Here is a 13,421-nt window from a genome sequence, read left to right as displayed (position 1 = left end):
TACTGATATGATCGGCATATCGGCAAAGGAATACAGCTCATGAATACCAAACCACGTCTTATCGTTACCCTGATTAAGATCATCAGCTTAACCATGGCGGCGACGAGCATTCCAGCGCTCGCTGCGACCAGCTACGCCGATCAAGTAGCAGGGGGGAGCTTTGGGACTTCTGCCAATAATAGCAGTCAAAACCAAAACCGTAACAATATTAATGTGGCCACTCAAGCCTTTGCAGGCGGAGTGCCGGGTCAAGGCACCGCGCAAGAAGCGGTTGAGGCCTCAAGCTTACCTAGCCAGTCGGTTATCAATACCACTCGCCCTTATCAAGAGATCAATACGCAAGATCAGATGTTTGGTGAGCAGTTATTCCGCGGCGCTTTTTCGACCACTTCTGGTTCGACCTTTAACGACAGCTACGTCATCAACCCCGGCGATAATGTACAGGTGCGGATGTGGGGCGCTTATCAGTTTGCCTCCACCATGACGGTTGACCCGCAAGGAAATATATTTTTGCCAAACGTTGGGCCTGTGCGCATCTCAGGCGTCCAAAATGGCAATCTACAAAACGTGGTCAAAAGCGCAGTCAGCCGCATTTATCGCTCTAATGTCGGCGTTTATGCTTCCTTAGAACAAGCGCAACCAGTCAAGGTTTTTGTGACCGGTTTTGTCAAGCAACCAGGCTACTATGGCGGGCTGGCGGCTGATTCGGTATTGTCTTATCTCGACCGTGCAGGCGGGGTTGATCCTACCCGTGGGAGCTACATCGATATTCAGATCAAACGTGATGGCCAGCTACTGCAACAAGTCAATCTTTATGACTTTTTGTTAGCGGGTAAATTGCAGCCTTTTGCCTTTCGTGATGGTGATGTGATTACGGTGGCGCCGCAGAAAAAAACTTTTGAAGTTGGCGGCCAAGTCCAGAACGAATATACCTTTGAGTTTGATGTCAATAACTTAACGATTGGTGATGTACTGCAGGTGGCTAATCCAGCAGCCAATGCCACTAACGTTAGTATCACCCGTAGCGCCGGGCGGGCGCAGACGGCGGAGTACTATAGTCTTGCTGAGGCGCAAAACGTGCCAGTCTACAATGGCGATCAAATGGTTGTGACCTCAGATCGCTACGCCGGCACTATTGCGGTACAGATTCAAGGCGCGCATACCGGTAATGGCGCGATGGTTGTGCCTTATGGCGCGCGGCTAAAAGATATTCTGCCGCAAATACAGCCCAGTCCTTTGGCGCAGCTGACTGATTTGACCATCTATCGCCAGTCGGTGGTTGAGCAGCAAAAGCGCATGATCAATGAGTCTCTTGATCGGCTAGAGCAGTTGACTTTAGCGACTCAGTCCACCACTCGTGAAGAGGCGGCGCTGCGCCAAGATGATGCTACGTTAGTAAAAGAGTTTGTGGCTAAAGCGCGTCAAGTACAGCCAACGGGTCAGATCGTCGTCGTACCCAACTCTTGGCAGGATATTATCTTGCAACAAGGCGATATCATCGAGATACCTGCACAAACCTCTGTCATCACCGTCAATGGCCAGGTAAGAGCGCAAGGGGCATTGACTTTCAATCCTGACTATACGGTAGGTGACTATATCGCTAACTCAGGCGGCTTTGATGACAATGCGGATACCAAAGAGATCTTAGTCATCCATCAAAATGGCGCTAATGAGGTGGTCAATACGGCTTATCGTATCCAGCAGGGCGATGAGATTATGGTACTACCTAAAGTGAAAACCAAACGGGTAGAGATTACGCGCGGTTTATCGCAAATCGTCTATCAGTTAGCAATCGCTGCCAAGGTAGTCTTAGATTTATAACAGCGGCTTAATAAGGGCTTAGGATTTGGCAGCTATGTGAGCTTTAGACAGTAGGGTATAAGACGTTATAACAGAATAGGTAGGATAAAATGGCGAAAAAGATAGCGAATAATAAGCAAGTACAAGCTGAAATGACTGAGCTTACCTCGCTATCTGATGATGTTTTGCAGCCATTCAATAACTCTACTGTTACGCCAAGATTTGCGGTGATAGGTAAAGGCATTAAGCGTAATAACCTGCTATTACCGCATATCCTGCAAGCTGACATTCAGCGCTGGTATCCTTGGTCGCGCATAGGATCAAAGATTCAGAAAGCTCTAAAATTAGGCACTACGCATCCTGATAAGCCCGACGTTTTTATCGGTTGGGGCCATAAAAAAAGCTACCAACGTGCCAATAAGGAGGCCAAGCGTCAGCAGCTCACGACCTTGAGTGTCGAAGATGGGTTTTTGCGCTCTCTACAATCTGGTATTGATAGTCGTCAGGCATTGAGCGTGGTAGTCGATGATTTGGGGATATATTTTGACTTAAACCATCAGTCACGCCTTGAGCAGCTCATCTTGCAACGCACGCACATACCAGCAAGCTTGGCGCAAGCTGCAGCCGAGAACTTACGCGCTGAGCGGTTAATGGCGCGTATCATTGATGAGCAGTTAAGTAAGTACAACGCGGTGATAGCGTGTCCCTCACTAGATAAAATCATTGCCGAAGACAATAGTTATAACAGCAGCGTACTAACCTCACATGTGTTATTAATCGATCAAGTGCAGGGCGATGCTTCTATCAAAGGCTCGGGGGCAGATAAAAAGCAATTCAAACGTATGCTAAAAGCGGCCTACCGCAACCACTCCAACGCTCATATTTGGATAAAAGCCCATCCTGCGAGCAGTAAAGGTTATCTAACTTCCTTAAATCTACCCAAGAATGTCCGAGTACTTAAGCAAGCGCTCAATCCTATAGCGTTATTAGCGCAAGTCGATCACGTCTATACGGTCAGCTCACATATGGGCTTTGAAGCATTAATGCTAGGTAAGACGGTGCATTGTTTTGGTGTCAGCTGGTACAGTGGTTGGGGCTTAACTGAGGATACGGGCGCGCCTCAGCCGCTATTAAATAAGGCGATTTTGCGACGACAACAGGGATCTGAGAGTTTCAGACCGGCGCCAGAGAGTAAAAACCTAACGAAGCCCTCCTTTTATCAGCGCGGCAAAAATAGACTGTCGCTAATGAAGAAAAAGCCAACAGCGGTTATCGAGTCAAGTTTAGCCACTTTATTTTATAGCGCTTATATCGACTACAGCTATTATGCCGATCCGGTGACCAAACAAGCTTGCGATATTGATAACGCGATCGATTGGCTAGTGACTAATCGGTATTGGTCATTGCGCCTTGAGGGCAATCTGACGGTTTATGAGTTTAGCCGCTGGAAACTACCTTTTGTTAGAGCTTTTATTGATTTGCCGCGCACCTCGTTGTTTGTTAAGCCTAAGCCTAGATTAAAAAATTTGCTGCATCCCGACCATTTTCGTGCAGACTACCGACAACCTTTGCTGGTTTGGGGCTTAGCTAAGCGTCAGCAGCTAGAGAGCAAGCTAAAAAACAGCAAGCTAAAAAGAGGCCAGTCTAAAAGTCACTCCCGCAACTCCGATTCAGATAAGCTTGATTTATCTACCGCTACGCCGCCTATTTATACCATGGAAGACGGCTTTATCCGCTCTAATGGCTTAGGAGCGACTTTATTAGCACCTTTATCAGTAGTGGTAGATAAACGTGGTATCTATTACGATGCTACCCAGCCGTCTGATTTAGAAATATTACTACGCGATTGTCAGCCTTTAAGCGATAAACAGTTACAAAGAATCGAGCAGCTTCGCGACAAGCTATTGACTCAGCGCGTCAGTAAATACAATGTCGGCACGCGTGCTACTGATAATCAAAATAATAACACCCTTGCTAAAAGCAATAATGAAATCAGCGGCAATTCAAAAATATCATGGCTGAGCGCGGCGCAAGCAACCAATAAGACTCGCCTTTTAATCGTCGGTCAAGTCGAAGACGATCTGTCAGTACAGTATTGCGGCTCAGCAATCAAAACCAATAGCGATTTGATCGAACGCGTCCGCCAAGATCATCCTGATGCTTATCTGATTTATAAGCCGCACCCTGATGTCGAAGTTGGCCTACGCAGCGGTCAAGTAGCAGCTAAGATATTGCAGCAAGTAGACGCTGTTGCACATGATACCGCGATGCCTGACTGCTTAGCACAGGTAGATGAGGTGCATACTATTAGCTCTTTAACTGGGTTTGAGGCGCTATTACGTGATTTGACCGTCATTTGTTATGGTCTGCCTTTTTACGCCGGCTGGGGACTCACTGTCGATGTCGATGCAGATCTGCCCCCAAAAGCGCTGTATATGCAGCGCCGTCAACGCAGCACGCCCTTGACGCTTGAGCAACTAATACAGTGCACCTTGATAGCGTACCCTTTATACCGCTTACCAGAGGGGTATGGCTTAGCTCAGGTAGAGCAAGTGATTGATTATTTGTATCCTTCAAGCGCTTCTGATAGTGCTACTTCCTCAGAGAGCGGTGCGGCTCAGCCTTCGTTATCTATCGCTAAATCTAAGCTGGCTCAGAAGATACAGTCAGTAAAACGGCAAGCGGCTACTCGCTTTATGCAGGAGCGCCATCAGCTAAAACAGCTTTTACAAAAGCCAAATAAATAAAGAGTAGCATGTTTTTCAGCTCGTTTTAGTTTGCTTTTAAACAATATCTAATCAATCAGTTGAGCCACTATTTGTAAATCCATTATAACAAGCAGGGGTTTTTTAGGTATAATTCGACTGTAGATTGAACTTTTCTACACTTTTTAAATTGACAATTTTAAGCTGATTTTACAACTTCTGTTATCTTTACTTAACCTCTTTTACTAACGGTAATAAAATTATGGCAGCATCGATGCATCACCTGCTCACCCATCGACACGTCTTATTATTACAAGGAAAGATGGGCGGGTTTTTCAATCGCTTTGCTACCTTTTTAAAGAGCCAAGGTATTGCCGTCAGTAAGATAAATTTTAATGCAGGTGATGCTTTTTTTTATCGACAAGATCAGGCTTATGATTATACTGGCACCTTGGCGCAGTTCTCCTCTTGGCTACAGTCCTTTATTGCCGAGCATTCGATTGATGCTATTGTTTGTTTTGGAGATTGCCGTCCACATCATACGCAAGCGGCGTGCTTGGGCGAGCAGTTGGGTATATCCTTTTTCGTTTTTGAAGAAGGCTATTTGCGCCCTGATTATATTACTTTACAAGAGCATGGCATCAATGGCTATTCGCGTCTCAATATTGCCGATATCAAAGCCCTGAAAAAAGCCAACGATCATCCTTTATATACCCATAATCGCTTTTATCGGTTGAGTATTGCCGCTATCGTTTATTATGTTGTGACACGACTATATAAGTCACGCTATCCACATTATTCTCATTATCGTGGCATGACCGCTTGGCAAGAAGCTATCGCTTGGCTAAAAGCGCCATGGCGTAAATTTCGAGACTATTTGCCAGATAAGCGTCTGCAGCAGCAGCTAGTGACCCAAGCGGATAAAAACTTTTTTTTAGTCAGCTTACAAGTCCACAATGATTCACAAATCACCCATCATAGTAGCTATCGCGATGTCGTGCAGTTTATTGAAAGTACTCTAGCAAGCTTTGCCGCTTATGCCGATAAGTCTCAGTGGCTAGTGTTCAAACATCATCCATTAGACCGTGGTCATCGTGATTATCGCGAGCTCGTCCAAAAATTAGCTGCACGGTATCAGCTTGAATCGCGAGTGTTTTACGGCTGTGATATGCATTTGCCTACGCTGATGAAGCATAGCATCGGTATGGTCACTATCAATAGCACCACAGGCTTACAATCGGTTTATCATAAAAAACCAACCAAAGTGATGGGACGCGCTATTTATGACACTCCGAAGCTTACGGATGCAAAACCGCTTGATGCTTTTTGGCAACAACCTAAGGCGCCAGATAATGAGTTTTATCTGCGCTTTCGCGAGTATTTAATTGAGCAGACCCAGCTAAATGGCTCGTTCTATGGTAAATCGCCTTGGATGTATAAGTTTTTGCAGCATCCAGAACATAGCGACGTTGAGATTGAAGCTAGCAAATAATGTGACTAGCCAAGATTAAAAGTGTCAGTTAGTACGCTTACCGCTTTAAAGTACTGAAGTTTTACATCGTCATGATAAATGTCTCAGCCATCAAAGCAGCGCTCAAAAAACTAGCCCTGCGTTTGTCTTGTTTATCCTCGCCTTTATCTTGAGTTATAAATCAATTGCTTGCCAACGAAATCGCCTTACTTTATAGCCAAAAACTGCTAGAATACGCACACAAGCTTCTCTTTAGTTCTCAGTAAATATATTAATGCAATTTAGAATAAACACTTAGAGTAAACATAGTGTTACTGGGATGACCACTAGCAAGACAAGTTTTAATCAATATACTCTATCACCTCTTATTTAGTAGGCGCTTTGTGACTGCATTAGCCAATATTCGTAATTTTTCTATCATTGCCCACATTGATCATGGCAAGTCGACTCTTGCTGATCGTTTTATCCAGATGTGCGGTGCGCTGCAAGATCGTGAGATGCAGGCGCAAGTGCTTGACTCTATGGACATCGAGCGTGAGCGCGGTATCACGATTAAAGCGCAGTCGGTAACGCTATATTATGACCATCCTAATGGTGAGCGTTATCAGCTGAACTTTATCGATACGCCAGGTCACGTCGATTTTTCTTATGAAGTATCACGCTCATTAGCGGCTTGTGAAGGCGCACTGTTAGTCGTTGACGCGGCTCAAGGTGTTGAGGCGCAGTCGGTTGCTAATTGTTATACCGCAGTCGATCAGGGCCTAGAGGTAATGGCGGTGCTCAATAAGATTGATCTGCCACAAGTAGAGCCTGAGCGCGTCATCCAAGAGATTGAAGATATTATCGGTATCGATGCCGTTGATGCGCCGCGCGTCTCAGCAAAATCCGGCCTTGGAGTCGATAATCTACTCGAGGCGTTAGTAGAGTTTATACCGCCGCCGACAGGCGATCGTGAAGCGCCGTTACAGGCGCTAATTATTGACTCTTGGTTTGATAGTTATTTGGGCGTGGTGTCATTAGTCAGAGTCCGTGAAGGCACAGTGCGTAAGGGGGATAAGATTTATATTAAATCGACTCAAGAGGCACATCCGGTCAGCTCAATTGGTGTGTTTACACCTAAGCCTTTAGATACCGGTATTTTAGAAGCGGGTGAAGTAGGCTTTATCATAGCTGGTATTAAAGATATTGCCGGCGCGCCAGTAGGGGATACTATTACTCATGCAAAAACGCCTGATGTCGACCGTATTCCTGGATTTAAGCAAATTACCCCGCAGGTCTATTCTGGGATGTTTCCAGTAGATTCTAATGATTTTGAAAAATTCCGTGAAGCATTGCAAAAGCTGCAAATTAATGACGCTTCATTGTTTTTTGAGCCGGATACTTCTGATGCGTTAGGTTTTGGTTTTCGCTGTGGCTTTTTAGGTATGCTGCACATGGAGATCATCCAAGAGCGCCTTGAGCGCGAATATGACTTGGATCTGATTACCACCGCGCCTTCTGTTATCTATGAGATAGAAAAGAAAGATGGCGAGGTTATCTATGTTGATAACCCTTCAAAACTTCCTGAACCCAATAATATCGAAGAGTTCCGTGAGCCGATAGCGCGCTGTCAGATCTTAGTACCGCAAGACTACTTAGGTAATGTTATGACGCTGTGTATTGAGCGCCGAGGCGTGCAGGTCGATATGCGCTTTATGGGTAAGCAAGTCCAGCTGATATTTGATATTCCAATGGCCGAGGTGGTCATGGATTTCTTTGATCGTCTCAAGTCAGTATCGCGCGGCTTTGCTTCACTAGATTATAACTTTGAGCGTTATCAAGTCGATAAGTTAGTCAAAGTTGATGTGCTCATTAACGGCGATAAAGTCGATGCGCTAGCGATGATTGTTCATCAGGATCAAGCGCGTTTCCGTGGTAATCAGCTAGTGACTAAGATGAAAGAGCTGATCCCGCGGCAGATGTTCGATGTCGCTATTCAAGCCGCGATTGGCAGTCAGATTATCGGCCGTAGTACGGTCAAAGCTATGCGTAAAGATGTCTTGGCTAAGTGTTACGGCGGGGACGTATCGCGTAAGAAAAAGCTATTATCTAAGCAAAAAGCGGGTAAAAAGCGTATGAAGCAAGTAGGTAACGTGGAGATTCCACAAGAAGCCTTCTTAGCGGTATTACAGGTCGATAGTTAATAGTCGATAAATCGTAAACGATACCGATAGTTTTATATTAGGATAATTACGGTCTTAGACCGATTTTAAGCATGAGTCACTTTTTGATAGCTCAAGGGCACTTTGATGGATTTTGATTTTAACTTAATTTTAGTGCCACTAACTCTAGGTTTAGGGCTGATTTGGCTATTAGATAAACTGGCTTTGAAGCAGCGAAAAACGCGTGGCCCCGGCCAAGAAAATCTACTAGTGCGCTGGGCCTATGATTTTTTTCCAGTATTGGCAGTAGTATTGATCGTGCGCTCGTTTTTGATTGAGCCTTTTAATATTCCATCCTCTTCTATGGTGCCGACGCTATATACCGGTGACTTTATCGCGGTAAATAAGTTCGCTTATGGCGTGCGCTTGCCATTAACTTATAGTAAAGTCATTGATACAGGTGATCCTGAACATGGCGATGTCGCTGTGTTTCGTTATCCTGAAAATCCAAGTGTACATTATATCAAGCGCGTTATTGGCCTGCCAGGTGATAAGGTCAGTTATGATAATGGTACCCTTGCCATCAATGGCACAGATGTAAAGACTGAGTCTGTTGACTATGCTGCCAATCCTGAATTGACCTCACAGCTGTATTCAGCGGGCCAGATTGCTCCAGGTCAAGCGCTGTCTGACGCTGAAGCCATGAGAATGGGACAGTTAGAAGAAGAGCAAGCGGAGTATTTCAAAGAAACTCAAGGTGAGCATGAACACATGGTTCGCTACTTAAAAGGCATGAATAGCTCACAATATGCGCCTTTTTTACAGCAGCAAGCGTCAGAGGTGGTGAGCTCAGCTGGCACTCAGTGGAGCATCACGGTTCCTGAAAATGAGTATTTTGTTATGGGCGATAATCGTGACCGTAGCTTAGATGGCCGTTTTTGGGGGTTTGTTCCCGACGAGAACTTAGCCGGTAAAGCCGTCTATATTTGGATGCATAAAGCGCCCGGCCTAAGTATGCCAACTTTTGATCGCAATGGTTCGATCGACTAATGATACCAGCTTACCCATCTTACTATAGGAAGCGTAAGGATGAAGCAAAACAGTTTATCTGCACAGCGCGGCGCTAGTGTGACTAGTATTATTTTATTATTAATCGTTATTGTTATTGCAGGTAAGCTGACGATAGCTATCGTGCCGGCACAAGTGGGCGATTATCAATTGACAGAGCTATTAGCGACTCAGTTGAAAGAGGCCAATGCTAATAACGAGACGTCTAGCCAATATATTGAACGAGTTAACAGACAACTCAATATCAACGCTTACTACGACACTGCGGCCCAAGATATCTTTACGTTTACTAATAAAAAAACAGGACAATTGGCGATTTATAAAAATTACCAAGAGACCAATAACTTTTTTGCGAACGTCGATATCGTCAATCGCTTTGAAGGTGATATCGATGCGACGTCAGCAGAATAAACAATGACTAAGCTGCTATATTAATACGATAAAAGGATAGCCAAAAGCCACGCATGAAATCAAATCCACCGCAGCATAAAGCAAAGCCCGTGCCTGTTAGTCACAAAAAAAGCACTGCTACTGACGCGCTAATATTAACCCCGAGTTTTATTCAGGGCTTAGAGGTGCTGACTCGCAAGCTGGGGTATGTTTTTAAGGATCTAAGCTTACCCAAGCTGGCTTTGACCCATCGCTCTTTTGATAGTAAAACAAACTATGAACGCTTAGAGTTCTTAGGGGATGCGCTGCTCGGGATGATCGTTGGCGAAGCTTTATATCATCGTTACCCTACGCAAAATGAAGGGCGCTTGACGCGTATGCGCGCGACTTTGGTCCGCCAAGAATCGCTAGTCATCATAGCGCAAAATCTCGAGCTGTCGAACCATCTCATATTAGGTGTGGGCGAGCGCAAGGGTGGCGGTCGTAACCGTGCTTCTATTTTAGCCGACGCGGTAGAGTCGTTGATTGGCGCGATATATCTCGATAGTCAAGATATCAACATTACCCGTAATTGCGTGTTGGCTTGGTATGGTGAGCTGATAGAAAACGTCAATGAGCAAAAAGTGCTAAAAGACGCCAAAAGCCGCCTACAAGAATGGCTGCAATCTAAGCAGTTTGAGCTTCCGGTTTATGAATTAATAGAAACTCGCGGTAATGCCCCGCATCAGATTTTTGTCGTTCGCTGCCAGGTGAATATCAGTCAATGTCCTGATGTGACTGAGTCTGGCGAGAGTCGCCGTATCGCGGAACAAAAAGCGGCTGAGCTGATGATTAATCAGTTGCACAAACTCCCTAATGCCATAAAAAAACGCCCTTAAGATTAGCCTCATCCTTTTATAACTATCATTAAAATATCAATACTTTTACTATAAAAGCCATTACTTTAACCTTAAAGATAAAGCCAATAATATGAGCCAAAACAACGAAACTGAGCCAAATATCGAAACCAACTCACCTAAAGGTAGTAGAAGAATAGGTGAGTCCTTAGTGGCTGTGCAACCAGAAACGGCTAATGATGCGCCTGACAACAGTGCCCAGACACTAAGTACTACTGATAATGACGACGCAATCGATAGCTTTTTTTCAGCAGATAGTAATCATGACGTCGCAGAGAATTTTAAAGCTGGTTATGTAGCTATTGTTGGACGTCCAAACGTAGGCAAGTCGACGCTGATGAACCATCTTTTGGGTCAAAAGCTCTCTATTACGTCACGCAAACCGCAAACGACTCGCCACCGTATTCATGGTATTTTGAGCACCAATGAGATGCAGGCGGTGTTCGTGGACACACCCGGTATTCATCATAATGAAGTGCGCGCGATCAATGAGCGCATGAATAAAGCGGCATTATCAGCACTAGTCGATGTGGATTTAGTGCTGTTTGTCGTCGATTCAGACCAGTGGCGTGAAGATGATTTATTGACCTTACAAAAATTAGGTGAAACCGACCTAACCGTTGTGCTTATTATTAATAAAGCTGACACTCTAAAAGATAAGGGTGTGATGTTGCCATTGATCGAAACGTTCAATGAAAGCTTCGATTTTGCTGATATCGTGCCGGTTTCTGCTTTAAAGAGTCAAAATCTCGACCGCTTGCAAGAAGTTATCGCCTCACATTTACCCGTTGCAGATCCTATTTATGACCTTGAACAAATCACCGATCGCTCAGAGCGCTTCTTAGCCAGTGAAATCATCCGTGAAAAAATAATGCGTAGTGCCGGTGACGAAGTGCCTTATGATCTGACGGTACAAATTGACGGCTTTAAAGACGAAGCGGCGCATAAAGATCCTAAAACCGGGCGTCCACGCAAGGCTATGACCTTTATCGATGCGACCATCTTTGTGGAGCGCAGTGGTCAAAAAGCCATCGTCATCGGCGAAAAAGGTCAGCGAATTAAACAAGTCGGTATAGATGCTCGTAAAGATATGGAGCTGCTGTTTGGCAAAAAAGTCATGCTAACACTATGGGTCAAAGTTAAACGCGGTTGGTCTGATGATGAGCGTGCTCTGAATAGCCTAGGGTACTAATAAAAGCTGCCACTCAAGCAACACTCTAATTGACGCTGAGGTAATAATAAATGCGCAATGAAGCATTAGTTGGTTATTTATTACATCAGCGCTCTTACCAAGAAAAACGCGCGATCTACTATCTCTTTTCTCAGCAGCATGGAGTGGTGCATGGTATTGGTAAAAAGGGCGCGCCGCTATTTGAGCCACTACAACTGTTTGCCACCGGCAAGCGCGATCTAAAAACCTTTACCCAAATCACTATCAGCCAGTTCGATAGCCCGCAAAAGAATGAGCAACACGCTATTCAAACAGACCGCTCATCAGCCGCAAGTCATAACCAACGTTATGGTCAAATCCGTGGCCAACAGCAATACGCGGCTTTATATCTCAACGAGATATTATGGAAGCTACTTCCTAGTGAAGATCCTATGCCAGTGCTATGGCAGCACTATCAAGATAGCTTAAATTTGCTCAAACAGCCATTAACAGCTGATGAGCTACGCCTATGCCTACGCCAATTTGAGCAGCACTTATTTAAAGAGTTAGGCTTTGCGCTAAGCTTAACTGAGGATAGTAGCTTAGAGGCTATCGATTCAGATATGACTTACCGGTTTTTAGCCGATACCGGCTTTATGCCAGTGATAGCAGAAGCATCAGCAGACCTTTCTTCAGCAGCAGCTTTATTCAGTGGCCAAGAGATACTGTCAATGACTCAGCTTGGTATCGTAAGCGCGACTCTGAACTCATGGTCGCGCCTACATCGTCAGCTTATCGATCAGCTGCTTGACTACCAGTCGCTACAAAGCCGTCTGCTTTGGCAGCAGCAACAGCGTTATCAATAGCGATTCTTGAATCACTCAAACGATAAAGGACTAACAGCCAGTCGGATGAGCGGCATCGGGTTTGTATTTAACGATACCGCCTTGATTAAAAGATATTTGATACTTGCTTTGGTTGTAGCTAGAGGTAGGACAGTATTTGATATGACCAAAAAATCCACGAGGTTTACCGCTATCTCCCCAAAACTTAATGTAATGCCGATTACCTGCTCGCAGTTGTAGCCGTGCATATCTAGGAGACAATCGCTGTTGCTCTAATAGCTCATCAGTAGAAACGTCGAAGTGCTGATTATCATTGTGATCAAAGAACAGCAGTATCGCCTTATTGCTATTTTTATGACAACGACCCGCTGAATCTGATAAACAAATAATTAAATTTTGCCGTCTCAGATAGCTCTCCGCTTTTGCAGTAGCCAACATAGAGCTTATGCCATATCTGATTCGCTTAGATTCCATGCTAGCTAATTGGCTTAATATAGACGGTGCGGCAATGATGGCTATTATCGCTAAAATACAAACCGTCACGACAAGCTCTACTAATGTAAAACCCTCGTTACGTCTAAACCGGGCTGGATGTTGATGTTGATGAATAGTGCAATTAAGAGTAAACGCGATAAACAATATATAAATAAATATTGTTACAAGCGAATATATAAACAGCGGATAATTTAAAGATAGCATGATTTTTACCGCCCTAGGCTAATCGATAATGGAATGCGGTCTACAGAAGATCCTAAATAATCAAGTACAACCTAAAGCACTTTACTGGTATAAATTTTCTTTGCGTGCTGTGTCTCTAATAGCTGCACAAAATTTATTACTGAATAAATAAATTTTATTTTGGCAAAAATATCAATACCAACAAGTGAAATAATGTTCATAGTTATATATAAGCAGAATATAGCCCAACTGTCAAAAAATGTTTCAATTAGTGAAT

10 protein-coding genes are annotated in these 13,421 nt (G+C 44.4%); 9 read left to right on the top strand and 1 reads right to left on the bottom strand.

Going from position 1 to position 13,421, the window contains the following annotated elements; genetic code table 11:
• Positions 1 to 39: 39 nt before the first annotated feature.
• The 9 genes from ACS8E3_RS00240 (at position 40) to recO (ending at position 12,487) form a co-directional block, all read left to right on the top strand.
• Positions 40 to 1,821, top strand: coding sequence for a polysaccharide biosynthesis/export family protein (locus ACS8E3_RS00240; RefSeq protein ID WP_439240009.1), 1,782 nt, complete (start codon positions 40 to 42; stop codon positions 1,819 to 1,821).
• A gap of 89 nt (positions 1,822 to 1,910) precedes the next feature.
• Positions 1,911 to 4,547, top strand: a complete 2,637-nt coding sequence (locus tag ACS8E3_RS00235) for a capsular polysaccharide biosynthesis protein (RefSeq protein WP_439240007.1) — start codon at positions 1,911 to 1,913, stop codon at positions 4,545 to 4,547.
• 220 nt (positions 4,548 to 4,767) lie between these two features.
• Positions 4,768 to 5,997 (top strand): capsule biosynthesis protein, encoded by a 1,230-nt coding sequence (locus ACS8E3_RS00230; protein ID WP_439240005.1) that lies wholly within the window; start codon positions 4,768 to 4,770, stop codon positions 5,995 to 5,997.
• A gap of 362 nt (positions 5,998 to 6,359) precedes the next feature.
• A complete protein-coding gene (gene lepA, locus ACS8E3_RS00225) occupies positions 6,360 to 8,159 on the top strand; it encodes a translation elongation factor 4 (protein WP_439240002.1) in 1,800 nt (599 codons plus the stop codon).
• A 105-nt stretch (positions 8,160 to 8,264) separates the two neighbouring features.
• Entirely contained in the window at positions 8,265 to 9,167 is a 903-nt protein-coding gene (gene lepB, locus ACS8E3_RS00220) for a signal peptidase I (protein WP_439240000.1), read from the top strand.
• Between the two features lie 39 nt (positions 9,168 to 9,206).
• On the top strand, positions 9,207 to 9,596 hold the full coding sequence (locus ACS8E3_RS00215) for a DUF4845 domain-containing protein (RefSeq protein WP_439239998.1): 390 nt from the start codon (positions 9,207 to 9,209) through the stop codon (positions 9,594 to 9,596).
• Between the two features lie 53 nt (positions 9,597 to 9,649).
• A complete protein-coding gene (gene rnc / locus ACS8E3_RS00210; RefSeq protein ID WP_439239996.1) occupies positions 9,650 to 10,453 on the top strand; it encodes a ribonuclease III in 804 nt (267 codons plus the stop codon).
• A 169-nt stretch (positions 10,454 to 10,622) separates the two neighbouring features.
• Positions 10,623 to 11,663, top strand: coding sequence for a GTPase Era (gene era, locus ACS8E3_RS00205; protein ID WP_439240651.1), 1,041 nt, complete (start codon positions 10,623 to 10,625; stop codon positions 11,661 to 11,663).
• 50 nt (positions 11,664 to 11,713) lie between these two features.
• Positions 11,714 to 12,487, top strand: coding sequence for a DNA repair protein RecO (gene recO / locus ACS8E3_RS00200; RefSeq protein WP_439239994.1), 774 nt, complete (start codon positions 11,714 to 11,716; stop codon positions 12,485 to 12,487).
• 30 nt (positions 12,488 to 12,517) lie between these two features.
• Here recO and ACS8E3_RS00195 read toward each other — a convergent pair whose 3' ends face one another.
• Positions 12,518 to 13,165, bottom strand: a complete 648-nt coding sequence (locus ACS8E3_RS00195; RefSeq protein ID WP_439239992.1) for a pilus assembly FimT family protein — start codon at positions 13,163 to 13,165, stop codon at positions 12,518 to 12,520.
• Positions 13,166 to 13,421: the final 256 nt, after the last annotated feature.

The sequence above is a fragment of the Psychrobacter sp. 2Y5 genome (assembly GCF_051847375.1).
Taxonomy (GTDB): Bacteria; Pseudomonadota; Gammaproteobacteria; order Pseudomonadales; family Moraxellaceae; genus Psychrobacter.
Note: the sequence above shows the minus strand (reverse complement) of the source record. Positions and strands in the feature narration are given on the sequence as shown.

Bases quoted from the DNA above. Each gene is read 5' to 3' on its own strand.
- rnc (WP_439239996.1), top strand. From the start codon at position 9,650: ATGAAATCAAATCCACCGCAGCATAAAGCAAAGCCCGTGCCTGTTAGT.
- ACS8E3_RS00240 (WP_439240009.1), top strand. From the start codon at position 40: ATGAATACCAAACCACGTCTTATCGTTACCCTGATTAAGATCATCAGC.
- ACS8E3_RS00215 (WP_439239998.1), top strand. From the start codon at position 9,207: ATGAAGCAAAACAGTTTATCTGCACAGCGCGGCGCTAGTGTGACTAGT.
- ACS8E3_RS00230 (WP_439240005.1), top strand. From the start codon at position 4,768: ATGGCAGCATCGATGCATCACCTGCTCACCCATCGACACGTCTTATTA.
- ACS8E3_RS00235 (WP_439240007.1), top strand. From the start codon at position 1,911: ATGGCGAAAAAGATAGCGAATAATAAGCAAGTACAAGCTGAAATGACT.
- lepB (WP_439240000.1), top strand. From the start codon at position 8,265: ATGGATTTTGATTTTAACTTAATTTTAGTGCCACTAACTCTAGGTTTA.
- recO (WP_439239994.1), top strand. From the start codon at position 11,714: ATGCGCAATGAAGCATTAGTTGGTTATTTATTACATCAGCGCTCTTAC.
- ACS8E3_RS00195 (WP_439239992.1), bottom strand. From the start codon at position 13,165: ATGCTATCTTTAAATTATCCGCTGTTTATATATTCGCTTGTAACAATA.